The sequence below is a fragment of the Herbaspirillum sp. UBA812 genome (assembly GCF_002296545.1).
GTDB lineage: Bacteria > Pseudomonadota > Gammaproteobacteria > Burkholderiales > Burkholderiaceae_D > Herbaspirillum > Herbaspirillum huttiense.
This window is the reverse complement of the sequence record NZ_DBIC01000084.1, coordinates 1-23,025: the sequence shown is the minus strand read 5'-3', so window position 1 is coordinate 23,025 and position 23,025 is coordinate 1. Positions and strand designations below refer to the sequence as shown.

Annotated in this window: 21 protein-coding genes; 11 read left to right on the top strand and 10 right to left on the bottom strand. The window is 62.8% G+C overall.

Annotated elements, in window-relative coordinates; all coding sequences use genetic code 11:
• The 6 genes from B3873_RS05630 to B3873_RS05605 all read left to right on the top strand — a co-directional run.
• Positions 1-242, top strand: a 242-nt coding sequence (locus tag B3873_RS05630) for a 5-oxoprolinase subunit B family protein (protein ID WP_286864540.1), incomplete at its 5' end; no start/stop codon positions are given.
• On the top strand, positions 239-1,273 hold the full coding sequence (locus tag B3873_RS05625) for a biotin-dependent carboxyltransferase family protein (RefSeq protein WP_286864539.1): 1,035 nt from the start codon (positions 239-241) through the stop codon (positions 1,271-1,273). The genes B3873_RS05630 and B3873_RS05625, both read left to right, overlap by 4 nt.
• Before the next feature lie 9 nt (positions 1,274-1,282).
• Positions 1,283-2,023, top strand: coding sequence for a 5-oxoprolinase subunit PxpA (gene pxpA / locus B3873_RS05620; RefSeq protein WP_204725291.1), 741 nt, complete (start codon positions 1,283-1,285; stop codon positions 2,021-2,023).
• Positions 2,024-2,283: 260 nt separating this feature from the next.
• The gene (locus B3873_RS05615; RefSeq protein ID WP_013233768.1) at positions 2,284-3,009 is read left to right on the top strand and encodes a DUF969 domain-containing protein; all 726 of its coding nucleotides are present in this window, start codon (positions 2,284-2,286) and stop codon (positions 3,007-3,009) included.
• The gene (locus B3873_RS05610; protein ID WP_039786724.1) at positions 3,006-3,992 is read left to right on the top strand and encodes a DUF979 domain-containing protein; all 987 of its coding nucleotides are present in this window, start codon (positions 3,006-3,008) and stop codon (positions 3,990-3,992) included. Before B3873_RS05615 ends, B3873_RS05610 begins: the two co-directional genes overlap by 4 nt.
• A gap of 73 nt (positions 3,993-4,065) precedes the next feature.
• Positions 4,066-5,070, top strand: a complete 1,005-nt coding sequence (locus B3873_RS05605; protein WP_286864536.1) for a DUF2891 domain-containing protein — start codon at positions 4,066-4,068, stop codon at positions 5,068-5,070.
• A 77-nt stretch (positions 5,071-5,147) separates the two neighbouring features.
• Here the strand turns inward: B3873_RS05605 and B3873_RS05600 are convergent, their stop codons facing one another.
• The 4 genes from B3873_RS05600 to rpsO form a co-directional block, all read right to left on the bottom strand.
• Positions 5,148-5,741 carry a hypothetical protein gene (locus B3873_RS05600; RefSeq protein WP_209533304.1) on the bottom strand — a complete coding sequence of 198 codons (594 nt, stop codon included), beginning with the start codon at positions 5,739-5,741 and terminating at the stop codon, positions 5,148-5,150.
• Between the two features lie 381 nt (positions 5,742-6,122).
• On the bottom strand, positions 6,123-7,415 hold the full coding sequence (locus B3873_RS05595) for an NAD(P)/FAD-dependent oxidoreductase (protein WP_286864533.1): 1,293 nt from the start codon (positions 7,413-7,415) through the stop codon (positions 6,123-6,125).
• A 307-nt stretch (positions 7,416-7,722) separates the two neighbouring features.
• A complete protein-coding gene (gene pnp, locus B3873_RS05590) occupies positions 7,723-9,858 on the bottom strand; it encodes a polyribonucleotide nucleotidyltransferase (protein WP_286864532.1) in 2,136 nt (711 codons plus the stop codon).
• Positions 9,859-10,194: 336 nt separating this feature from the next.
• A complete protein-coding gene (gene rpsO, locus B3873_RS05585) occupies positions 10,195-10,464 on the bottom strand; it encodes a 30S ribosomal protein S15 (protein WP_006712917.1) in 270 nt (89 codons plus the stop codon).
• 219 nt (positions 10,465-10,683) lie between these two features.
• On the opposite strand from rpsO, the gene B3873_RS05580 reads away from it, so the two are divergent.
• A complete protein-coding gene (locus tag B3873_RS05580) occupies positions 10,684-11,208 on the top strand; it encodes a hypothetical protein (RefSeq protein ID WP_286864530.1) in 525 nt (174 codons plus the stop codon).
• A 128-nt stretch (positions 11,209-11,336) separates the two neighbouring features.
• Here B3873_RS05580 and B3873_RS05575 read toward each other — a convergent pair whose 3' ends face one another.
• From B3873_RS05575 to B3873_RS05560, 4 genes are all read right to left on the bottom strand, one after another.
• On the bottom strand, positions 11,337-12,689 hold the full coding sequence (locus B3873_RS05575) for a GntP family permease (RefSeq protein ID WP_039786736.1): 1,353 nt from the start codon (positions 12,687-12,689) through the stop codon (positions 11,337-11,339).
• A 188-nt stretch (positions 12,690-12,877) separates the two neighbouring features.
• Positions 12,878-13,261, bottom strand: coding sequence for a RidA family protein (locus B3873_RS05570; RefSeq protein ID WP_017450656.1), 384 nt, complete (start codon positions 13,259-13,261; stop codon positions 12,878-12,880).
• Positions 13,262-13,359: 98 nt separating this feature from the next.
• Positions 13,360-14,850 (bottom strand): N-acyl-D-amino-acid deacylase family protein, encoded by a 1,491-nt coding sequence (locus B3873_RS05565; RefSeq protein ID WP_286864526.1) that lies wholly within the window; start codon positions 14,848-14,850, stop codon positions 13,360-13,362.
• Between the two features lies 1 nt (position 14,851).
• Positions 14,852-15,736 carry a MurR/RpiR family transcriptional regulator gene (locus B3873_RS05560; protein ID WP_204725287.1) on the bottom strand — a complete coding sequence of 295 codons (885 nt, stop codon included), beginning with the start codon at positions 15,734-15,736 and terminating at the stop codon, positions 14,852-14,854.
• A gap of 157 nt (positions 15,737-15,893) precedes the next feature.
• Here B3873_RS05560 and B3873_RS05555 point away from each other — a divergent pair, with 157 nt between their 5' ends.
• On the top strand, positions 15,894-17,186 hold the full coding sequence (locus B3873_RS05555; protein ID WP_286864524.1) for an amino acid deaminase: 1,293 nt from the start codon (positions 15,894-15,896) through the stop codon (positions 17,184-17,186).
• A gap of 35 nt (positions 17,187-17,221) precedes the next feature.
• Entirely contained in the window at positions 17,222-18,145 is a 924-nt protein-coding gene (locus tag B3873_RS05550) for a sugar kinase (RefSeq protein ID WP_121039154.1), read from the top strand.
• A gap of 28 nt (positions 18,146-18,173) precedes the next feature.
• On the opposite strand, the gene B3873_RS05545 is transcribed toward B3873_RS05550, so the two are convergent.
• Together B3873_RS05545 and B3873_RS05540 are read right to left on the bottom strand one after the other, a co-directional pair.
• Positions 18,174-19,505 (bottom strand): tetratricopeptide repeat protein, encoded by a 1,332-nt coding sequence (locus B3873_RS05545; protein WP_286864521.1) that lies wholly within the window; start codon positions 19,503-19,505, stop codon positions 18,174-18,176.
• A 130-nt stretch (positions 19,506-19,635) separates the two neighbouring features.
• Entirely contained in the window at positions 19,636-21,165 is a 1,530-nt protein-coding gene (locus B3873_RS05540; protein WP_286864519.1) for a PLP-dependent aminotransferase family protein, read from the bottom strand.
• A 176-nt stretch (positions 21,166-21,341) separates the two neighbouring features.
• Between B3873_RS05540 and B3873_RS05535 the strand changes: the two genes are divergently transcribed.
• Together B3873_RS05535 and B3873_RS05530 are read left to right on the top strand one after the other, a co-directional pair.
• Positions 21,342-21,695, top strand: a complete 354-nt coding sequence (locus B3873_RS05535; RefSeq protein ID WP_286864517.1) for a hypothetical protein — start codon at positions 21,342-21,344, stop codon at positions 21,693-21,695.
• A 179-nt stretch (positions 21,696-21,874) separates the two neighbouring features.
• The coding region (locus tag B3873_RS05530) for a sensor domain-containing diguanylate cyclase (RefSeq protein ID WP_286864516.1) at positions 21,875-23,025 on the top strand (1,151 nt) is incomplete at its 3' end.

Here is a 23,025-nt window from a genome sequence, read left to right as displayed (position 1 = left end):
ACATGGGCGGGCTCGACGCCAGCCTGGCCACGCCGCGCCACACCACGCCGCGGGTAAGCATCCCGGCCGGGTCAGTCGGCATCGGCGGCGAGCAGACCGGCATCTATCCGATGGCCTCCCCCGGCGGCTGGCAACTCATCGGCCGCACCGCCCTGCAGCTGTTCGATCCTTCCCAGCAACCGCCGACGCTGCTGCGTCCCGGCGACCGTGTACGCTTTACCGTGGAGCGCGTGGCCTCATGATCGACATCATCCAACCCGGCATGCTGGCCTCGGTGCAGGACATGGGCCGCACCGGCCATCGCAGCCTCGGCATCCATCCCGGCGGCGCCCTCAATACGCTGGCCCTGGCCAGCGCCAACCTGCTGGTGGGCAATCCGGTCGACGCGGCCGGACTTGAAATCACCATGGGCGTGGCCGAGCTGCGCTTCACCCGCGACACCCGCATCGCCCTCGGCGGTGACGACATCGGCGCCACCCTCGATGGCAAACCCGTCGCCGCCTGCTGGAGCATTCCGGTGCGCGCTGGCAGCGTGCTCAAGCTGAGCCTGGCGGCCGCCGATTCGCCCGAGCAGGCAGCACGCCACAGCATGCGGACTTATCTCGCTGTAGCGGGTGGCATCGATGTCCCTGTGGTGCTGGGCTCACGCAGCACGGACCTGAAGGCCGGTTTCGGCGGCCATCAGGGACGCGCCCTCAAGCGTGGCGACAAGCTCCCCATCGGCGACGCCAGCGCGGCCTCTGCAGCGGTCCACGGCCCCGCCTTCGGCGTGCGTTCTCCGCGCTGGAGCGGCCTGGCGCTGCGCGCTGATGAACACAGCCAGCACGTCACCCTGCGCGTGCTGCCCGGCCCCGAATTCGATCAGTTCAGCAAGACCGCGCGTGAAGCGCTGTGGTCCGATACCTGGCGCGTCACGCCCAACAGCAACCGCATGGGCTATCGCCTCGAAGGTCCGGAACTCAAGCGCAAGCAAGGCCGCGACATGCTCTCGCATGGCGTCGTGCCGGGCGTGATCCAGGTGCCGCCCTCGGGCCAGCCCATCATCCTGATGGGCGATGCGCAGACCACCGGCGGCTATCCCAAGATCGGCGTGATCATTGGTGCCGACCTGTGGAAGCTGGCACAGGCCCCGCTGAACGCCACCCTGCGGCTGGAACCCTGCGAGCTGGCCGATGCCCTGGCCGCCGCCGAAGAACAGCAGCGCTATCTCGATTCCATCCGCGCCACGGTCGCTGCTCTGGACTGGTCGCGCGCCACGCTCTACAAGAAATAAGGGAACGCCATGCATATCGATCTGAATGCCGACCTCGGCGAAGGCTGCGACACCGATGAACAACTGCTGACCCTGGTCAGCTCCGCCAACATCGCCTGCGGCTGGCACGCCGGCGACGCCAGCACCATGCGGCGCAGCGTGCGCTGGGCGATCCAGAATCACGTAGCCATCGGCGCCCACCCCAGTTTCCCCGACCGTGAAAACTTCGGCCGCAGCGCCATGCAATTGCCGCCTGAAGAGATCGTCAGCGGCATGCTCTATCAACTCGGTGCGCTCGACGCCATCGTGCGCGCCGAAGGCGGCCGCATGACCCACGTCAAGCCGCACGGCGCGCTCTACAACCAGGCCGCCAAGGATGCCGTGCTGGCCAACGCCATCTGCGCCGCCATCCGCACCTTCAATCCGGAACTGAGCCTGTATGGCCTGGCCGGCAGCGAACTGATCGCCGCCGCCCGCCATGCCGACCTCAATGCGGTGGAAGAAGTGTTTGCCGATCGTGCCTATGAAGCCGATGGCAGCCTGGTCGCGCGCAGCAAGCCCGGCGCCATGATCGAGAACGATGCCGACGCCATCGCCCAGACCCTGATGCTGGTCAAGCAGAAGAAGGTCAAGGCCATCGACGGCAGCCTGGTCGAAGTCAATGCACAGACCGTATGCCTGCACGGAGATGGCGCGCACGCCCTGGATTTCGCGCGCCAGATTCGGGCACGCCTGCACGCCGAGCAGATTGCCGTGCGAGCGGCGATATGAAGGATTTTTCCGGCGTCGTCGCAAGACGGAGGAAAGTAGGCACCCGCAGTTGAACACGGGGTGCTGCAAGCTGTAGTTCCGTTCCGAAAACAACAAGAAAAGCCGTCAGCCTGAGGCCCGCGAGGTCGCAGGAAAAGTCACGCCCCTACTCTTTGCAGATTCTCGCAAAGCCAGTCCGGGCGCGGCTTTCCGCGACATCGCTGGCACGGACCTTGCACCATGGCGGCAGGATTTTTCCTCATTCACATAGGGAGTTTTTCATGGAGAGTACGACACTGTTGCCACTGATCGGGATACCGATCGTCGTGGCCGGTTTTGCCTTGCGTTTCAACCCGCTGCTGGTGGTCACGGTCGCGGGTCTCACCACCGGCCTGTCGGTCGGCATGGACTTCGGCATGCTGCTGGAAACCTTCGGCGAGAAGTTCGTCAACAGCCGTTCGCTGGCGACCTTCCTGCTGATCCTGCCGATCATCGGCCTCTTGGAACATTACGGTCTGAAGGAACGCGCCCAGGCGTGGATCTCCAGCATCGCCAGCGCCACCTCGGCGCGCATCCTGATGCTCTACTTCATCCTGCGTGAAGGCACGGCCGCACTGGGCCTGATCTATCTCGGCGGCCAGGCGCAGACGGTGCGTCCGCTGCTGGCACCGATGGCCGAAGGCGCAGCAGTGAACGCCTATGGCGAAGACCTGCCGCAACACATCCGCGACAAGATCAAGGCCCATGCCGCCGCCTGCGACAACATCGCGGTGTTCTTCGGCGAGGACATCTTCATCGCCTTCGGCGCGGTGCTGCTGATGGATGCCTTCCTGAAGGAAAACGGCATCACCAACATCGAGCCGCTGCACATCGGCCTGTGGGCCATCCCCACTGCCCTGTCGGCACTGGTGATCCACATGTTCCGCCTGACCCGTCTCGACGCTTCCATCCGCCGCGACGTCGATGCGTGGAAAGCTACCCAATCCGCTGCCAAGGTGTCCGCATGAATACGCTCATCTCGATCAACCGCATCTACTACCTCATCGGCATCATCGTCATGATGCTGACCGTGATGACCCTGCGCGACAAGGGCAACCCCAAGCGCTTCACCACGGCCCTGTTCTGGTTCCTGTTCGGCGCCGTATTCCTGTTCGGCGACCTGCTGGTGGAAAGCCTGGGCAAGTCCATGGCTCACCGCATCATCGGCGGCACCGTCATCATCATCTCGCTCATCGCCGGTACCGGCATGCTCTCCATGGGCAGCTATGCGACCTCCACGCATGAAGAACGCGTGGCGTCCGCCAAACGACTGGGCAACTGGCTGTTCTTCCCGGCGGTGCTGATCCCGGTCATCACGGTGGCCTGTACCGTACTGCTCAAGGGCGTCTCGGTCGGCGGCCTGATGCTGCTGGACCAGAAGCAGCTGACCCTGGCCGCCCTGTGCGTGGCTTGCGTATGTGCGCTCATCGCCGGTTGCGTGCTCACCCGTGGCACGCCGCTGCAAGCGGTGCGCCAGTCGCGCCGCCTGGTGGACTCCATCGGCTGGGCGGCGATCCTGCCGCTGATGCTGGCCATGCTCGGCGGCGTCTTCGTGGCCGCCAAGACCGGCACCTCGGTGCAGCAGGTGGTGAGCCTGTTCGTCAATCCGGACAATCGCTTCCTGGTGGTGGTGATCTACTGCGTGGGCATGGCGTTGTTCACGATGGTGATGGGCAATGCCTTCGCCGCCTTCCCGGTGATGAGCGCGGGCATCGCCCTGCCCTTCCTGATTCTGGGGCATCACGCCGATCCGGCACCGCTGGTGGCCATCGGCATGTACTCGGGCTATTGCGGCACGCTGATGACGCCCATGGCCGCGAACTACAACATCGTGCCGGCCGCGCTGCTGGAACTGAAGAACAAGTACCAGGTCATCAAGGTGCAGATCCCGACTGCACTGACGCTGCTGACCGTGAACGTGTTCCTGATGTACTTCCTCGCCTTCCGCTGATCTGAACGAAAGGCCTGACCGGGCCGCATGTGCTGTTGCGGCCCGGTCGCCCCACTTGCTTCAAGGAGTCCCCATGCAACTCACTCTCGACCGGGCGGAACAATTTGCCCGCATGCCGCTGGCCTATCTGCGGCAGGAATACCCCAACCACATCATGCATCTGCTCAACGATGAGGGCGATGTGCTCTCCCCGCGCGCGATGCATCCGGTCTTCTACGGCTGCTATGACTGGCACTCGGCGGTGCATGGCTACTGGCTGCTGTTGCGCTGCCTGCGCCTGTATCCGTCGATGGCGGTAACTGACGAGATCACGGCGATCTTTGACGAGCATTTCACCCCTGAGCTCATGGAGCGCGAGACGGACTATTTCCGTGCGCCCAATCGTGCGCCCTTCGAACGCCCCTACGGCTTCGGCTGGTTGCTGGCACTGGACCAGGAGCTGTTGATGTCGACCCATCCTCGCGCAGCCGCATGGCATGCTGCGATGAAACCGCTGACCACCGAGATCAGGCGTCGCCTGTTCGACTACCTGTCGAAGCTGAGCTATCCGATTCGCGTCGGCACGCACTTCAACACGGCGTTTTCACTTGCCCTGGCATTGGATTACGCGCGTCACGTCACCGATACCGAACTGGAAGCACTGATTGTCGATTGGTCGAATCAACACTACGGCAAGGACACCGACTATCCGGCTCACTATGAACCGGGTGGTGACGAATTCATCTCTGGTGCGCTGACCGAGGCCTTGTTGATGAGCAAGGTGCTCTCGTCCGATGCATTCACCGCATGGTTCGATCTGTATCTGCCCCGCATTGCCGAAGTCACCCAGATCACGCATCCCGCCTATGTCTCCGACCCGACTGATCCGAAGGTCGCGCACCTGGACGGCCTGAACCTCTCGCGTGCCTGGTGCATGAAGAACGTGCTGCGTCACCTGCCCGCCAATCACGCGGCACGCAGTGCGATCGAAGCGGCGATCCAGCGTCACATCGCGGCCTCCATCGACCAGGTGGTCGGCAGCCACTACAGCGGTGGCCACTGGCTGGCCAGCTTTGCCATGCTGGCGCTGGAAGACTGAAGGAAAGGCGGCTGCCCACGCATTCGTGCGCGTGGCAGCCGATCATCCGCATGCGGATGGAAAAAGTGATCAGAGGATCAGGGTCGTCCCTTTACACGCGGCAAATTCTGCTTGATGAACGCGATCATGTATCGCCGCGGCGTCAATGTGAGAACGCCACGTTTTGGCACATTCAGATTGAGCTGTGCTGCCACCGACCTGATGAACTCGACGCAATCGTTATCCAGCAACCTGTAAGTCTGGCTGGCGCTGGCATTCAATGCGCGTGCATAGTCAAGCGTTGCGCGATACTGACGGCTATCCACGCGCACGAACAATTTGAGCAACTCTCCTGTCTCATCACGTTCATTTTCAACGTGCACGGCTCCAGGTACGCTGCGAAGCAATACGATGGGCAACGAATCACGTCCCTCGCTGCTCTGGGGTACCAAGCCGAAGCCCTGCGAGATACAAGCGCGAAGGACACTGTCCTCGGCCGCCCACTCCACATAGGCATGACCCATACGTGGGCCTGATCGTGCAACAAAAGTCAGTACATAGATCGCATCTTGTCCGTCGGCCCCCATTTCACAGCGTTTTCTTATATCGACTTCCCCGGTCTGGGCAAAGGCGGCCATAGAAAAGCCAGACATCAACATCGACAACAGAAAATCTCTTCTTTTATTATTCATATCATTTCCAGGAAATTTCACTCGATCAAGTAACTGGTCAAAGCACCGATTGACGCACCAGGGCCTCGTTCAGTCATCAGGATCGTTTGAAATGCCTTGACATCAGCTGCCCCCCCCGGCCCGTCAATACCCCGTCAGCTTACGCAAACGTCCTCAAAAGTTACCACGAATCAATTTATTGTGTAACTTTTTTTGAGTTTTCGCGAAGACCAAGCTAGTTGGCACGATCCGATTTCGCGGTCCAATTTGCCCTCTAGAAGAAACGATAACGCTGCAGTCACCGCAAGGCCGAACGCAGCGCGACAACGTGAAAGCCCTCGCCACCGTGAAGGTCGCGAGGGCTTTTTTGCCTGATTTTTGCCAGTTAAGAAGGAACAGAATTTACTCAGTCACGTCCCTGCGCGTCGGCGTCTGCGCGCCCTGCGCAGGCATGGTCGCCGAGATCACCCGTGCACTGCGCTTGAAGGTGAAATACGCCCAGGCCCAATCGGCCATCACCATGATGCGGTTGCGGAAACCGATCAGGAAATACACGTGCACGAACAGCCAGAACAACCAGGCCGGATACCCCGAGAACTTGAGCTTGCCGACCATGGCAATGGCAGCGCGGCGACCGATGGTGGCCAGCGATCCGTAGTCCTTGTAGACGAAGCTCTCGGCCGGCTGCCCTGCAATGTGATGCTTGATGTTGCGCGCGGCCACGCGGCCCATCTGCTTGGCCGCCGGTGACACGCCCGGCACCGGCTTGCCGTCCGACTGTGCGGCGGCCAGGTCACCGATCACAAACACTTCGTCATGGCCACCAATACAGAGCTGCGGCGTGACCGGTACACGACCAGCACGGTCCACCGGTACACCCAGCTTCTTGCCCAGCGGCGAGGCCGCTACACCCGCCGACCAGATCACGGTGCGCGTGGCCAGGCTCTGCTCGCCATCGAAATTGGCATAGCGCACGCAGGTCTCATCGATGTGTACCACACGGCAGCCGGTGCGCACGTCCACACCGAGCTTGTGCAGCTGTTCGCGGGCTTTCTCGGAGAGGTCCTCGGGATAGGCCCCCAGTACGCGCTCCGAGCCTTCCACCAGCACCACGCGTGCAGAATGCGGATCGATGTTGCGGAATTCGCCCGACAGCGTATGGCGCGCGATTTCCACCAGCGTACCGGCCATCTCGACGCCCGTGGCCCCGCCGCCGATGACGGTGAAGGTCAGCCATTCCTGGCGGCGGCGCGCATCAGTCTCGCGCTCGGCATGTTCAAAGGCCATCAGGATGCGCTTGCGGATTTCGAAGGCATCTTCCAGCGTCTTCAGGCCCGGAGCCAGCGCGCTCCATTCATCGCGGCCGAAGTAGCTGTGCGTGGAGCCTGCGGCGACGATGAGGTAGTCATAGGACAGTTCGCTGCCGTCTTCCAGCGTGACGGACTTGCCGGCGGTATCGATCCCGGTCACCGCCGCCATCAGCGTGGTGAGGTTGCGCTGCTGCGCCAGGATGGCGCGGATCGGCGCGCTGATGGCCGGGGCCGACAGCCCGGCCGTGGCCACCTGGTACAGCAAGGGCTGGAACAGGTGGTGGTTGCTGCGATCGATCATGGTGATGCGCACATCGGCGTGGGCCAGTTCACGCGCAGCGGCCAGACCGCCGAAGCCGCAACCGATGATGATGACGTGGGGCATTGCCTTCCTTTCAAAAGTAACGTGTTGTTCTGTCCGCGCAGGCCGGTCATGTGAATCTGGCCTGGCCGCGCGGCTGTCCCCTACTCTCTATTCGGATCTGCGGATCTGCCTGTTGGCAGTACCACGCCCTCCCCTGATGAGCGCGGCACACCGGAACCTTGATGTCCCTCAAAGCAGACGGACAGAATCGCATACTTTTGGTTCGAAATCACTTGGGCAGATTGTCCGCATCATCTTGCACGCATAAAAAAATCCCCCGGCCTTGCGGCACGGGGGATTTTCTTGTTGCCTGTTCAGGCAGAAGGGATTACTGCGCTTCTTGCGGAGCGGCAGCGTCGCCTTCTTCGGCCTGGGCAGCCTTCATCGACAGCTTCAGGCGGCCGCGGTCATCGGTTTCCAGAACCTTGACGCGCACTTGCTGGCCTTCCTTCAGGTAGTCGGCCACGGCGTTGACGCGCTCGTTGGCGATCTGGCTGATGTGCAGCAGGCCATCCTTGCCCGGCAGGACCTGGACGATGGCGCCGAAGTCCAGCAGCTTCAGGACGGTGCCTTCGTAGATCTTGCCCACTTCCACGGAAGCGGTCAGCTCTTCGATGCGGCGCTTGGCTTCCTGGCCAGCCGATGCATCCACGGAGGCGATGGTGACCACGCCTTCGTCGCTGATGTCGATCTGGGTGCCGGTTTCTTCGGTCAGCGCGCGAATGACTGCGCCGCCCTTGCCGATCACGTCACGGATCTTTTCCGGGTTGATCTTGATGGTGATCAGGCGCGGTGCGAAGTCGGACAGCTCGGCACGGCCAGCCGGCACGGCTTCCTGCATCTTGCCCAGGATGTGGTGGCGGCCTTCCTTGGCCTGCTCCAGCGCGACCTGCATGATTTCCTTGGTGATGCCCTGGATCTTGATGTCCATCTGCAGGGCGGTAATGCCGTTGGCAGTACCGGCCACCTTGAAGTCCATGTCGCCCAGGTGATCTTCATCGCCCAGGATGTCGGTCAGCACGGCAAACTTGTTGCCTTCCTTGATCAGGCCCATGGCGATGCCGGCCACGTGGGCCTTCATCGGCACGCCGGCGTCCATCAGTGCCAGGCAGCCGCCGCACACCGATGCCATCGAGGAGGAACCGTTGGACTCGGTGATTTCCGAGACCAGGCGCACCGAGTAGCTGAACTCGTCAGCAGCCGGCAGCGCGGCGATCAGCGCGCGCTTGGCCAGGCGGCCGTGGCCGATTTCGCGGCGCTTCGGGGTGCCCACGCGACCGGTTTCGCCGGTGGCGAACGGAGGCATGTTGTAGTGGAGCATGAAGCGGTCGGAGTATTCACCCAGCAGACCGTCGATCTTCTGTTCGTCGCGTGCGGTACCCAGGGTCGCGATGACCAGGGCTTGCGTTTCGCCACGGGTGAACAGGGCCGAACCGTGGGTACGCGGCAGCACGCCGGTACGGATCGAGATCGGACGCACGGTGCGGGTGTCGCGGCCGTCGATGCGGGGTTCGCCTTCCAGGATCTGCGAACGCACGATCTTGGCTTCCAGGTCGAACAGGATGGAACCGACTTCGGCAGCATCCGCAGCCACGCCGTTGTTGGCAGCGGCTTCAGCGATCAGGGCTTCGTTGACCTGGGCGGTCACGGCCTTGCGCTTTTCGGTACGGGCTTGCTTGTCCTTGGTCTGGTAGGCTTCGCGCAGCGGGCCTTCGGCCAGTTGCGAGACGCGTGCGATCAGGGCTTCGTTCTTGGCCGGGGCGGTCCACTGGACTTCCGGCTTGCCGCCGTCACGCACCAGGGCGTGGATGGCTTCGATGACGGCCTTGGACTGGTCGTGACCGAACACGACAGCGCCCAGCATGACTTCTTCGGACAGTTGATCGGCTTCCGATTCCACCATCAGCACGGCGGTTTCGGTACCGGCCACCACCAGGTCCAGCTGCGAGGACTTCAGCTGCGAGGTGGTCGGGTTCAGGACGTACTGGCCGTCGATGTAACCCACGCGGGCTGCGCCCACCGGGCCATTGAAGGGGATGCCGGCCAGCGACAGGGCTGCCGAGGCACCGATCATGGCGGGGATGTCCGGATCGATTTCAGGGTTCACCGACAGCACGTGGATGATCACCTGCACTTCGTTGAGGTAGCCTTCCGGGAACAGTGGGCGGATCGGACGATCGATCAGGCGCGAGGTCAGGGTTTCCTTTTCGGAAGGCTTGCCTTCACGCTTGAAGAAACCGCCGGGGATGCGGCCGGCTGCATAGGTCTTCTCGATGTAGTCGACCGTCAGGGGGAAGAAGTCCTGGCCGGGCTTGGCTTCCTTGCGGGCCACCACGGTGGCCAGGATGACGGTGTCTTCCACCGACACCACCACGGCGCCAGAAGCCTGGCGAGCGATTTCGCCGGTTTCCAGGGTCACTTGATGCTGACCGTACTGGAAGGTCTTGGTTACTTTATTGAACACGGTATTTCCTTTCTTTTATGGAGCCGGCCCCGACTGTGTCCGCGGTGCACGGCTTCCTTTTGCCGACAGATTTTCAGGCGCTGTCGTTCACCTCACCACAGTGGCCGGCGAAACCGGTCACTCACGACGAACGCGGCATTGATCACACAAACAGCCTGCCGCGATGAAACGATGATGCATTCCTGCCCCGAGGGAGGGCGTTTTGCGAGGATACTTGCCCCGGCTTATGCCTGAGCTTGCGGAATCGCAAAAAACAAAATGCCCGCATCAACGAGTGACGCAGGCATTTCGTGGTGGTCCGGGGCGCAAACCCCGGGACCCAGACGCGGAGTCAAATTACTTGCGCAGACCGAGTTTCTCGATCAGGGCGCGGTAACGATCAGCGTCCTTGTTCTTCAGGTAGGACAGCAGGCTCTTGCGACGGTTGACCATCTTGATCAGGCCACGACGGGAGTGGTGATCCTTGACGTGGGCCTTGAAGTGGCCGTTCAGGTCGTTGATGCGTGCGGTCAGCAGCGCGACTTGCACTTCCGGAGAACCGGTGTCGTTCGTGCCGCGAGCGTTTTCGGAGATAATGGCAGCCTTGGCTGCTTTTTCGATGGACATTGCTTTTACCTTTCACAAGCGGTGTGCGGAGCGTCGAAAACTGACCTGCCCTGCATACCGTGAACAAAAAATGAGAATCCGGTCAAACCGACCGGACGCGAAATTATATAGCAAAAAACCATTCCGACCAACATTGGCAAGCACAGCCGCACTATTGCCGCCGATGACGCTGCGTCCCTGCCACAGCCGGACGGAATGACAACTTACTCAGGAGTCGACATGCCTTCCCCCGTTTCCCTCATGCAACGCGCCCGCCCCAAGCTGGCTGCCGCCCTGCTGGCCGCTGCCGCCCTGTCCGGCTGTGCCTCGCTGCTGCAACCGCCGGTGCAGCCGGGCGAGCCCGAAGAACAGGTCGTGGCCCGCCTGGGCGCGCCCACCAATGTGTATCCGGATGGCAACGGCCGCGTCTTTGAATACGCTGCCGGTGCCTTCGGCCAATACCAGTACATGGCCCGCATCGGCCCCGATCATCGTTTGATTTCCTACGAGCAAGTGTGGACGCTGCAGAATTTCCACGCCATCCGCGCCAAGCAGGACACCAAGCTGGATGTGCTGCGCCGCGTGGGCCGTCCCACTGAAGTGACGCGCTATGCCCGCATCCCCTTCGAGGCGTGGAACTACGGCTTCAAGGAAAGCGGCGTCTGGAATTCGCAGATGACCGTGTATTTCAACGATCAGGGCATCGTGGAGAAGATCGAGAACGGTCCTGATCCGCGTTTCGATGATTCGCGTTTCCGCAACTGAGCACGCGCATCCCCTGCCCGGCACCTGCACCTGCACCTGCACCTGCACCTGCACGATGAAGAAAGAAGAAAGGCTGCCCGGATCACTCCGGGCAGCCTTTCTTTTTCAGCGCAAGAACTGCAGCGTACTTACACCACCGTCGCCAGCGCCAGCGTGAACAGCAGCGCCAGCACCGAGACCAGGGTTTCCATCACGGTCCAGGTCTTGAAGGTTTGCGGCACGGTCATGTTGAAGTATTCCTTGACCAGCCAGAAACCGCCGTCATTGACGTGCGACAGGATCAGCGAGCCGGCACCGGTGGCCAGCACCATCAGCTCCGGACGCACGCCACCGACGGTGGAGACGATGGGCGCAACGATACCGCAGGCGGTAGTCATGGCCACCGTCGCCGAACCGGTCGCCACGCGGATCAGCGCAGCAACGAACCAGCCCAGGATCAGCGGCGACAGATGCGCATCGGTGGCGATGCCGACGATGGCCTTGGAGACGCCGCCGTCCATCAGGATGCGGCCAAAGCCCGCACCGGCACCGACCACCAGCGTGATACCGGCGATGGGCGCCAGGCACTCGTTGGTGAATTTCAGGATCTGGTCGGCACCGAAGCCACGGGCGCGGCCGAAGGTCCAGAAGCTCACCAGGGTGGCGATCAACAGCGCGATCACGGAGTTGCCGATCAGGCGCAGGAAATCATTGGCGAAAGTCTTGGGAGCGAAGAACAGGTCCGCCCAGCTGCCGATCAGCATCAGCGCCACCGGCAACAGGATGGTGAAGAGCGTGATGCCAAAGCCCGGCAGTTCACGGTCCTTCTTGCTCTCATCGACGAATTGCGAGATCAGCGGATTGTCCGGATTGGGAATCACCACCTTGGAGATCAGCTTGCCGAAGATCGGACCAGCGATGATGGCCGTAGGAATACCGACGATCAGCGCATACAGGATGGTGCGGCCGATGTCGGCGCTGTAGGCGGTCACCGCCAGCAGCGCGGCCGGGTGCGGCGGGATCAGGCCGTGCACCACCGACAGGCCGGCCACCATGGGAATGCCGACCAGCACCATGTTGGTCCCGGTGCGCTTGGCGACGTTGAAGGCGATCGGCACCAGCAGCACGAAACCGACTTCGAAGAACACCGGCAAACCGACGATGAAGGCCACCGTCATCATGGCCCAGTGCACGTTCTTTTCACCGAAGGCCTTGATCATGGTGTTGGCGATGCGCTCGGCACCGCCCGACTCGGCCATCATCTTTCCCAGCATGGTGCCCAGGCCCACCACCAGTGCGATGTGGCCCAGCGCATTGCCGACGCCAGTCTCGAAGGCCTTGACGATATTGCCCATGGGCATGCCCACGGCCAGGCCCAGCACCAGCGACACCACGATCAGCACGATGAACGGGTTCATCTTGAATTTGGCGATCAGCACGATCAATGCGATCACCGCTACCAGTGCATAGACCAGTAGCGCACTTCCTTGTACAGCCTCCATCTGTTGCTCCTCTTCAGAAGGTAAAAGACACCGCCGGCGATACGACACCCCTGCCGGCAAATTGGTACTGCGAAATCGGAAAATTCTTTAAATCTTTTATATCGTTTATTCTTTTTGTTCTTCTTGTTCCGTCTTGCCCGGCAACGGGCAGGACAAGGCAGTTCCACAACTGCCCTGCCCCTGCTGCATCAGCGCTTGAAGGCGACGCAATCGACCTCGACCTTGCAGTCCACCACCATGCTGGAGACCACGCAGGCACGCGCCGGCGGGTTGGCACCGAAGTATTCCTTGAAGACCTTGTTGAAGGAGGGGAAGTCGCGCGCATCATCGAGCCACACGCCACAGCGCACCACGTGCTCGGGGCCGTAGCCGGCTTCCTTCAGGATGGCCAGCACGTTCTGGATGGCCTTGTGCGACTGCGCCACGATGCCGCCGTCGATCACCTCGCCGTTTTCCATGGGCACCTGGCCCGACACGTACAGCCAGCCATCGGCGGCCACTGCGCGTGCGAACGGCAGATGCTGGCCACCGGTGCCGCTGCCACCTTCCACACCAAATCGTTGAATGCTCATTGCTGCTCCTTTACTGAACTTGGATTGAACTCGGATACGAATCTGAAAAGCGATTTGCAACTTGAAGTTGATAATCGCCCGCTGACGTTTTCTGCAACTCAGGCTGACGTTTTCTGCACCGTGCGCGCCAGGAAGCGTCCGGCACGTGCGCTGGTGGATTGCTTGTCCTGGCCGCGATAGGCAAGTTGCCCGTTGACCCACACCGCATCGATGCCATGCGCCGGCTGCATGGGATCAGTAAAGCTGGCGGCATCGCGGATGGTCTCGGGATCGAACAGCACCAGGTCAGCGTGATACCCCTCGCGCACGAAGCCGCGCTGTTCCAGGCCGAAGCGCTGGGCCGACAGGCCGGTCATCTTGTGCACGGCGGTGGCCAGCGAAAACAGTTTCTGCTCGCGGCTGTAATAGCCCAGCACGCGCGTGAAAGCCCCCCACAGGCGCGGATGCGGCAAGGGATCGTTGGGCAGGCCATCGGAACCGACGACGGTCGCCGGATGCGAGAGGATGCGATTGACGTCGTCATCCGACATGCAGTGATAGACGGCCCCGGCCGGCATCAGGCGCGCGGCAGCGGCGTGCAGGTCCACGCCCCAGTCGGCGGCGATCTGCTTGAGCATCTTGCCGCCCTGCTCCGGATGCGGCTCCGACCAGGTGACCTGGATGTCGTAATCGGCGGTGACCTGTTTCAGGTCCAGCGTGGACGAGCTGGCAGTGTAGGGATAGCAGTCGCAGCCCACATGCTGGTGCCGCGAGGCGGCTTCCAGTGCCCGCAGCACTTCGCTGCTGCGCCCCCAGTTCTCCACGCCCGCGCACTTCAGGTGCGAGATCACCACCGGCACGCGTGCATGCTTGCCGATGCGGAAGGCTTCGTCCATCGCATTGAGGATGTCGGCGAATTCGCTGCGCAGGTGTGTCGCATAGAGCCCGCCGAACTCGGCCAGCGGCTCGGCCAGGGCCAGCACTTCTTCCGTGGGGGCGTTGATGGCATTGCCGTAGGCCAGGCCTGTGGAAAGACCCAGCGCACCATGCTCCAGCGCCTCGCGCAATTGCGCGCGCATGCCGTCGATTTCCGCATCGCTGGCCGCCCGGTCTAGACGGTCCATGTGGTTGTTGCGCAAGGCCGTATGACCGACCAGCGCAGCCACGTTGATGGCCGGCTGCGCGGCATTGACGGCCTCGACATAGCTGGCAAAGCTCGGATAGTGGAACGCCTCGGACTTGCCCAGCAGGTTCATCGGGTCCGGCGGATCGCCCTTGAGGGTGACCGGTGCGGCACTGATGCCGCAGTTGCCGACCACCACCGTGGTCACGCCCTGCGACAGCTTGGGGAACATCTCCGGCGTGCGGATGACGTTGGTATCGTCATGCGTATGCGCATCGATGAAGCCGGGCGAGAGCACGCGCGCGGTGCCATCGATTTCCTGCTCGGCCTGCCAGCCAGCAAGCTGGCCGACGGCGACGATACGGCCGTTGCGTACGGCGACGTCGGCTTGGACCGGCTCGGCCCCGCTGCCATCGATGACAAGAGCGTGGCGGATCAGAATGTCGCAGTGCCGGGGGCTGCCCGACGATTGCTGCGTGGATGTCATTTCAGTCTCCCAGTGGCTGGTGCAAGTCGCCGCCGCCGCGATGGGCATCGAGCACATACTTGAGGCGGCGCAGGCGTTCCTGGCTGCTTTCCTTGTGCAGCAAGGCCAGCTCCAGCACCAGCATGTCCAGCGTCGCCATCATGGCGTAGCGCGACGAGGACGGTTTGAAAATCAGGTCGGTTTCCAGCGTCTTGATGGGCAGCAGCACATCGGCCATCTTCGCCAGCGGCGATCCGAGGGCGGTGATGGCGATCAGCTTGACACCGTATTCGCGGGCCACTTCACAGCTGGCCAGCAGCTCGGGCACGCTGCCGGTGGTCGAGAAGACCAGCAGCACGTCGTCCTTGTCGAGGGTGGCCGCCACCATCTTCTGCAGCACCGCATCGTGATAGGTCGCCACCGGACGGCCCAGGCGCACCAGGCGATAGCGCGCCTCGTCGGACATCATGGTGGAGCCGCCGCCCATGCCGAAGCAGTAGATCATGCGCGCGCCCAGCAGCAGGTGTGCAGCTTGCATCAGCATGTCGGGGTTGAGCATGGCGCGGTTCAGTTCCAGCACCGCGTGGATGTCGCGGTAGACCACGTCGGCCAGTTCCGGCGGCTGCTCGGAGGGCAGCGTCTTGGCACCATCGAAGAAGCGCTGACCCACCGCCACCGCCTGGGCCAGCAGGAACTTGAATTCGCGCACATCGCGGCAGCCCATGGCTTTGGCAAAGCGGGTCACGCTGGCCACCGAGACGCCGGCCTTCCCGGCCAGCTCGCCGATGCTGGCGCTGGCAGCAGCGGCCAGATCACCCAGGATCGCTTCAGCCACCTTCTGTTCGGCCAGGCGCAAGGTACTGCTGCGCTCGGTGATGCGGGAAATGATGTCCAATGTCTGCGCCATGGGAAGGAAAATTCAGTCTGCGGGAACGGGCGGGCCATGCAACCAGCGACCCCGGAAGGTGCCGCGAAAACAATTTATGTTATTTACTAACACGGCGTAAACATAGTAAATTCAAGGCTATTATTACGTCAATCCTAATTTCACAGGAATTAAAGCGATGAGTGATACAAACTACCAAAGCCAGTTTCAGGCCGGCATGATCGACCCGCTCAACAAGGGTCTGGGTGCGCTGGCGCAACCCCTCACCCCGCAACAGGCGGGCAAGGTGCGCTGGAACCTGCTCAATGAAGACATCAGCCTGCCGGCCGCGGTGTTGTATGAAGAAAAGATCGCCCACAACCTGAAGTGGATGCAGGACTTCGTCGGCCAGTACCAGGTCAAGCTGGCCCCGCACGGCAAGACCACCATGGCCCCCAAGCTCTTCGCGCGCCAGCTCGACACCGGCGCCTGGGGCATCACCCTGGCCACCGCCCACCAGACCCTGGCCGCCTATCACCACGGCGTGCGCCGCGTCATCATGGCCAACCAGCTGGTGGGCAAGCGCAACATGGCCATCATTTCGGAGTTGCTGGCCGATCCCTCGTTTGAATTCTTCTGCCTGGTCGATTCGGCTGCGCTGGCCGATCAGCTGGGCCGCTTCTTCGCCGAGCGCAAGCAGGCCCTGAACGTCCTGCTGGAACTGGGCCCCGCAGGCGGCCGTACCGGCGTGCGTGACGAGGCGCAACAACAGGCGGTGCTGGCGGCCATCAGCCGCTGGGACAGCCTGGCGTTGGCGGGTGTGGAGGTCTATGAAGGTGTGCTCAAGGAAGAGGCCGACATCCGCCGCTTCCTGCAGCGCGCGGTAGCCTGCCTGAAGGATCTTTCCGCGCAAGGCCAACTGGCACGCCGCCTGGCGCAGGGCCCGGCGATCCTGACCGGGGCTGGTTCGGCCTGGTACGACGTGGTCGCCGAGGAATTCGGCCAGGCCGACATCGGTGCCGCGCTGGACGTGGTGCTGCGTCCGGGCTGCTATCTCACCCATGACGTGGGCATCTATCGTGCCGCGCAATCGCAGATCCAGGTCCGCAATCCGGTGGCGCACAGCATGCGCAGCCAGCTGCAGCCGGCGCTGCAGCTGTGGGCCTACGTGCAATCCATCCCCGAGGCGGACAAGGCCATCATCGCTCTGGGCAAGCGCGATGCGGCTTTCGATGCCGGCCTGCCGGCCCCGGTCACGCGCTTCCGCCCGGGACAGGATACGCAGCCGCAAGCCACCCCGGCGCACTGGGAAGTGACCGGCATGATGGACCAGCACGCCTACCTGAAAATTGCCGAGGGCGATGATATCCAGGTCGGCGACATGATCGCCTTCGACATCTCCCACCCTTGCCTGACCTTCGACAAGTGGCGTCACCTGGTGGTGGTGGACCAGCGTTTCGATGTGACCGACATCGTGCAGACCTTCTTCTGATCGATGCCCGGGAAAGAAGAGCGAAAGAACAGCACATGAACAAACCCATCCTCGCCTATGGCGAAGCCATGGTCGAATTCAACCAGCGCATCGACACGCCGCGCCAGTACCTGCAGGGTTTTGGCGGCGACACCTCCAACTTCGCCATCGCGGCAGCCCGCCAGGGTGCCGCGTCGGGCTATGTCAGCGCCGTGGGGGACGACCACTTCGGCCAGGACCTGCTGGCGCTGTGGCAGCGCGAGCAGGTCGACGTACAGCACGTGGCGGTGCAAGCCAATGGCAGCACCGGCCTGTACTTCGTCACGCACGACGATCAGGGACATCACTTCCACTATCGCCGCGCCGGCTCGGCAGCCAGCCGCTACACCGTGGGCGACTTGCCTTTGCAAGCCATCGCCGCAGCGGGTGCCCTGCACCTGTCAGGCATCAGCCTGGCCATCAGCGAGAGCGCCTGCGACGCCGGACTGGCTGCGATGGCGCATGCGCGCGCCGCTGGCGTGACCACCTCGCTCGATACCAACCTGCGGCTGCGTTTATGGCCGCTGGAACGCGCACAGGCGAAGATGGCCGAGGCCTTCCGCCTGTGCGATGTCTGCCTGCCGAGCTGGGAAGATGTATCGATGCTGACCGGACTCAATGACCGGGACGCCATCGTCGATCACCTGCTGGATTACGGTGTGAAGCTGGTGGCCTTCAAGCTGGGCCATGAAGGCTGCTATGTAGCTACCCGCCAGGAGCGCCGCATGGTCGCGCCCTATCCGGTGCAGGCGCTGGATGCGACGGGTGCGGGGGACTGTTTTGGCGGGGCTTTCATGGCCGAGCTGATGGCCGGGCGCGATCCCTTCCAGGCAGCGCGCTATGCCAACGTCGCGGCCGCCCTCTCCACCACCGGCTACGGCGCGGTCGACCCCATCCCCCGGCGGGAGCAGGTGGAAGCGGCGCTCAAGGCCGCAGCCTGACCGATGCCGCCCCTCGTGGCGCGTCGCTTCACTGCCGGCGCGCCACGAACAGCATGCCGGCCACTGGCTGGCGCACTTCCTCGCGCAATACTTCATCACGCTGGTGCAGCGGCTCCATGCCCTGTGCCTGCAGCAGCGCACGCACGTAATCGCGGCCATGGCGGTAGCGTCCGCTGGCATGCAGCCGATGGCCTTGCCCCACCCCGTCCTGGGGCGTGAGCACCTCCACCGTGAAGACGAAGTGCCCGCCCGGCCGCAAGACCGTGGCAACCGCCTTGAACACGTTCTCCAGATCCCCGAAATAGATCATCGTATCCGCCGCCGTGACCAAGTCGCAGCTCTGCGGATGACGCAGGAGGTAGTCGGTGATCTCGGCCTTTTCCAGTTGATCGTAGTGGCCGGTGGCCGCGGCCTTTTCCAGCATCTTGCCAGCCAGGTCCACGCCGGTCAGATGCTGCGAATAAGGCCGCAAATAGGTCCCGCACAACCCGGTCCCGCAACCGATGTCGATGGTGGCAAACTGGCGCGCCGCCTGCGTGACCAAGGCCACGCCCTGCCCGATCAGGCTGGGGCCGCGATAGCCGAGGCTGTGCAGCAGATTGGTTTCAAACGTCTCGGCGTAGCGGTCGAAGTGCGATTCGAGGTAGCGATCCGAGGCGCGCGTAGGCACATCCAATTGCGAGCAGGCGGCCAGCATGTGGGCCGCAATCGGATTGTCGGGTTCGCTGGCTAGCCAGGCGCGATAGGCTTCTGCAGCTTCTTCCAGGCGGCCGAGGAAGTAGAAGGAAATCCCGACCATCTCCCAGGACTTGCCTTCCATCGGCGGCAACACGTAGGCGCGGCACTGGTAGTGCGAAGCCTGCATCTTGTCGCCGGCGGCCTCGAAGAGATTGCCCAGGTGCAGCAGCGCCGGCAGGAATTCGGGGGCGATCTCCACCGCACGCTGGAAGGCGGCGATGGCCTCCTCATTGTGGCCCCGCTGCATGTGCGTGGCCCCCAGGTTGTTCCAGATCGTGTGATCTGCGGGCGCGGCTTCCAGCGCCGCTCGATACGCCTGCGCAGCACCGTCCAGCTCGCCCAGAGCAAACAGCACATTGCCCAGGTCGTTGTGCCAGGCGGCATTCTCGGGTTCCAGCGCACTGGAAAGTTCCAGCTTGTCCAGCGCCTCGGCATGGCGTCCGGCCTGGTGCAGCCAGATGCCGTAGAAGTGCAAGGCGACCGGCTCGATGGGATCGTCTTCCAGCACGGCTTCGTAGACGGCGCGGGCTTCTTCGCGGCGGCCCGCCATGTGGGCATCGATGGCCGCGTTCAGGCGGACCGCGTGCGGTGGCTGGATCTGCGTAGTCTGCTGCTCAGGCATGAACGGCTCCCCTCGTAAAGCGTATGAAGGCTCCAGACGGAAAGTCCGGCGCTCTTTACATTTTCTTTACAAGTCTGCAGCAGACTGCCCTTTCGGGCAATGCCTGATTCTCTTGAAACTTTGCCAAGCTCTACAAGAAAGCCAGGCTGTGCCCGATGCTGCCCAGTCGGCGCAGGGCCTGGTCCAGTTCGCGGGTGAAGGGATGGCCACAGCAGATGCGCAGGAAGTGACCGTAGCGGTTGGAATTGGAGAAGATGGCCCCCGGCGACACCCCCACGCCCTCCAGCAGCGCCCGCTCGAACAACTGCTGCGAGCAGACCTGCGCCGGCAGCTCCACCCACAGCCCGACGCCGCCATTGGGCACGTTCAGGCGCGTACCTTCCGGGAAATAGGCTGCGATCGACTCCGCCATGCGTTCGCGCTGTTCCTTGAGCAACTGGCGCAGGCGGCGCAGATGGCGGTCATAGGCGGGGCTGGCGATGAAGTCGGCGGCGGTGACCTGGGTCCATTCCTCATTGGCGCGGGTGTGGGTGAACTTGAGCATCTTGACCCGCTCATGCCAGCGCCCGCCATTCATCCAGCCCAGCCGCATGCCGGGGGCCAGCACCTTGTTGAGCGATGCACAATAGATCACATTGCCGCTGCGGTCGCGGCTCTTGAGGCTGGAGGGGGGCACGTTGCCGTCGGCCAGCTCGGTATAGGCGTCGTCTTCGATCAGGGGCAGGCGCAATTCTTCACACAGGCGTACCAGCTTGTCCTTGTGCTCGTCGGGCATGATGCAGCCCAGCGGATTCTGCAGGTTGGGCACCACCACCACGCCCTTGATGTTGCCGTAGGTGCGCACGGCCAGTTCCAGCGCTTCCACCGAGATGCCAGTATGCGGGCTGGTCGGGATTTCCAGCGCCTTCATGCCGAGGTTTTCCAGTGCCTGCAGCAGGCCGAAGTAAGTCGGCGACTCCACCGCGATCGTGTCGCCCGGCCCGGCCACCGCGCGCAGGGCCAGGTTGAGCGCCTCGATGCAGCCGTGGGTGACGACCACTTCTTCATGATCGATGCGCATGCCGTGATGCAATGCGCGCCGTGCCACTGCCTGGCGGAAGGTGGCGTTACCGTTGTGAGGCATGGCGCTGGTGAGCAGTTCGGGGCGCTCGCGCAGGGCACGCATGGCGGCCTGCTTCAGGGTTTCCACCGCATAGAGCTCGGGCGCACAGGTCATGCCGGACAGGTCGATGCGCGGTGCCCCGCTCTGGCGCAGGGCGATGTACTTGGAGACCTTTTCATGGATGCCCGCATATTGCTCGGGATCGATGGCCATCAGGCTCTTGGGCTCCTGCACCGGCCGGATCGCCGAACGGCGTGGCTGGCGCACGAAGTAGCCGGAACGCGGACGCGCTTCCAGCCAGCCGCCCTCTTCCATATGGCGCAGCGTCTGCAAGGCCGTCGACAGACTCACCTGGTGCTGGCGCATCAGGTCGCGCACCGAGGGCATGCGGTCGCCGGCCACCAGGGTACCGGACTGGATGGCTCCTTGATAATGCTCGGCCAGACGCCGGTACAAGGGCTGGCGTCCGCTGTCGGGGGTGGCGGCAAGGGCGGCCGGTGCGGTGGCCGGCGGCGGTGCCGCGGGCGTCATGTCGGGGAGGTGCAGGCGGGTATCCATAACAGTCATCATCTTCGTGAGGACGAAACCAGAACAGATACAGAGTAGGCGAAAAGCAGGGGTAACAGAGCAAAAAGCTGCAGCCTGTTACGCAGCAGAGTGAATTTTCCTGTGCCTGTTGTCGCCGCGCCGCCCTCCCTAGACTGCAGGCTGGCCCATTCAACAAGGAGAACACCATGCCCGCCCCGCTTCCCGCCCGCACCACCACCCAGGTCCTGCCACTGGCCACCGGCCAGCATCTGCAACTCTGGCTGCCTGCCGGCAGCCAGCTGCTGTGCCAGGCGCCGCAAGTGCGCGTGACCGAATCGGCGCAATGGCAGGCGGACCGTCTGGTGAGCCGCCAGACCCGGCTGAGCGACGGAGAAAGGATGGTGCTGGCGCACGAGGGCTGGATCGGTGTGCTGGCCACGCACGAGGGTGAACTGCTGTGCCTGCGTCCGGTAGCGCAGGCATGGTATGCGCCCTTGGTGGCCTTGTTGCGCAGTCTGCTGGGCGCGAGGACCGCAGCGGAATGCGGCTCTGGCCGTTGAGCCACTTGGCCACGGGCAGACGGATGGGTTGATGAAAGTTAACTTTTAGTTAACAAGTTCGCATCATCCGCGTGTTCCAAGCAATAAAATTGCGCAAAACGAGGTGAACGGGCGATGGAAGAGCTGCAGGAGTTTCCATAAAACTATTACACTTCATCATCAGCAAAAGATGAAGTGTCATGCAGAACGAATCCTCCCTCGCCCGCTCCGTTCCGGCTTCCATCCCGGCCCTTTCCGAACAAGAGACCTTCGACCTGACGCCCGTTTCCTTATGGAAAGAGGACTACAGCGGCCTGAAGCGCCTGTTCGACCAGTGGCGCGCCGACGGCGTGACCGACCTGCGCAGCTATCTGACCGTGGACCCCAGCCGCGCCCAGGCCTGTGCCATGCAGATCCGCGTGGTCGACGTCAACCGGCGCACCCTGGAATGGTATGAAGCGCGCGACCTGGCGCACCTGGTGGCCAACCTGGACAAGATCTTCCGGGATGACATGCTCGACACCTTCATCGATGAGATGGTGCAGCTGTGGAATGGCGGCACCACCTTCTCCAGCTATACCGTCAACTACACCCTGGGCGGCAAGCGGCTGGACATCCAGCTGTCCGGGCGCATCATGCCCGGCAGCGAAGAGAGCTGGGATTACGTGCTGCTGGCCATCGAGAACGTCACCGAGCGCGAAACTGCCCGCAAGAAGCTTTCCCGCAGCGAAAACTACGCGCGTGGCCTGTTCGAATATTCACCCATTTCCTTGTGGGTGGAAGATTTCAGCGCGGTCAAGCGCCTCTTCGACGACCTGCACCGCATCGGCATCACCGATTTCCGCACCTTCACGGATGTGCATCCGGAATTCGTGGAGCGCTGCATGCAGGAAATCCGCGTCATCGATGTGAACCTGCAGACACTGTCCATGTTCGCTGCCCCGGACAAGGCCACCCTGCTCTCGCGGCTGTCCGACGTGTTCCGCGACGACATGCGTCCGCATTTCAATGAACAGTTGATCGAGCTGTGGAACGGCAACCTGCTGCACCACCGTGAGGTAGTGAACTACTCGCTGACCGGTGAAACCCTTCACGTCCATCTGCAGTTTTCTGTCTTCCCCGGTCACGAGAAAAACTGGGACCTGGTGCTGGTGGCGCTCACCGACATCACCGCCCGCAAGAAGGCCGAAGCCTATCTGGAATTCCTCGGCAAGCACGATGAACTGACCAAGCTGCACAACCGTGCCTACATGGTCGACGAACTCAACCGCCTGGAGCGCAAGGGTCCCTTCCCGGTCAGTGTGATCGTGGCCGATCTCAACGGCCTGAAGGACGTCAACGACGAGCTGGG

Coding starts and splice junctions, on each gene's coding strand:
- B3873_RS05625 (WP_286864539.1), top strand. CDS start 239: ATGATCGACATCATCCAACCCGGCATGCTGGCCTCGGTGCAGGACATG.
- pxpA (WP_204725291.1), top strand. CDS start 1,283: ATGCATATCGATCTGAATGCCGACCTCGGCGAAGGCTGCGACACCGAT.
- B3873_RS05615 (WP_013233768.1), top strand. CDS start 2,284: ATGGAGAGTACGACACTGTTGCCACTGATCGGGATACCGATCGTCGTG.
- B3873_RS05610 (WP_039786724.1), top strand. CDS start 3,006: ATGAATACGCTCATCTCGATCAACCGCATCTACTACCTCATCGGCATC.
- B3873_RS05605 (WP_286864536.1), top strand. CDS start 4,066: ATGCAACTCACTCTCGACCGGGCGGAACAATTTGCCCGCATGCCGCTG.
- B3873_RS05600 (WP_209533304.1), bottom strand. CDS start 5,741: ATGAATAATAAAAGAAGAGATTTTCTGTTGTCGATGTTGATGTCTGGC.
- B3873_RS05595 (WP_286864533.1), bottom strand. CDS start 7,415: ATGCCCCACGTCATCATCATCGGTTGCGGCTTCGGCGGTCTGGCCGCT.
- rpsO (WP_006712917.1), bottom strand. CDS start 10,464: ATGTCCATCGAAAAAGCAGCCAAGGCTGCCATTATCTCCGAAAACGCT.
- B3873_RS05580 (WP_286864530.1), top strand. CDS start 10,684: ATGCCTTCCCCCGTTTCCCTCATGCAACGCGCCCGCCCCAAGCTGGCT.
- B3873_RS05575 (WP_039786736.1), bottom strand. CDS start 12,689: ATGGAGGCTGTACAAGGAAGTGCGCTACTGGTCTATGCACTGGTAGCG.
- B3873_RS05570 (WP_017450656.1), bottom strand. CDS start 13,261: ATGAGCATTCAACGATTTGGTGTGGAAGGTGGCAGCGGCACCGGTGGC.
- B3873_RS05565 (WP_286864526.1), bottom strand. CDS start 14,850: ATGACATCCACGCAGCAATCGTCGGGCAGCCCCCGGCACTGCGACATT.
- B3873_RS05560 (WP_204725287.1), bottom strand. CDS start 15,736: ATGGCGCAGACATTGGACATCATTTCCCGCATCACCGAGCGCAGCAGT.
- B3873_RS05555 (WP_286864524.1), top strand. CDS start 15,894: ATGAGTGATACAAACTACCAAAGCCAGTTTCAGGCCGGCATGATCGAC.
- B3873_RS05550 (WP_121039154.1), top strand. CDS start 17,222: ATGAACAAACCCATCCTCGCCTATGGCGAAGCCATGGTCGAATTCAAC.
- B3873_RS05545 (WP_286864521.1), bottom strand. CDS start 19,505: ATGCCTGAGCAGCAGACTACGCAGATCCAGCCACCGCACGCGGTCCGC.
- B3873_RS05540 (WP_286864519.1), bottom strand. CDS start 21,165: ATGGATACCCGCCTGCACCTCCCCGACATGACGCCCGCGGCACCGCCG.
- B3873_RS05535 (WP_286864517.1), top strand. CDS start 21,342: ATGCCCGCCCCGCTTCCCGCCCGCACCACCACCCAGGTCCTGCCACTG.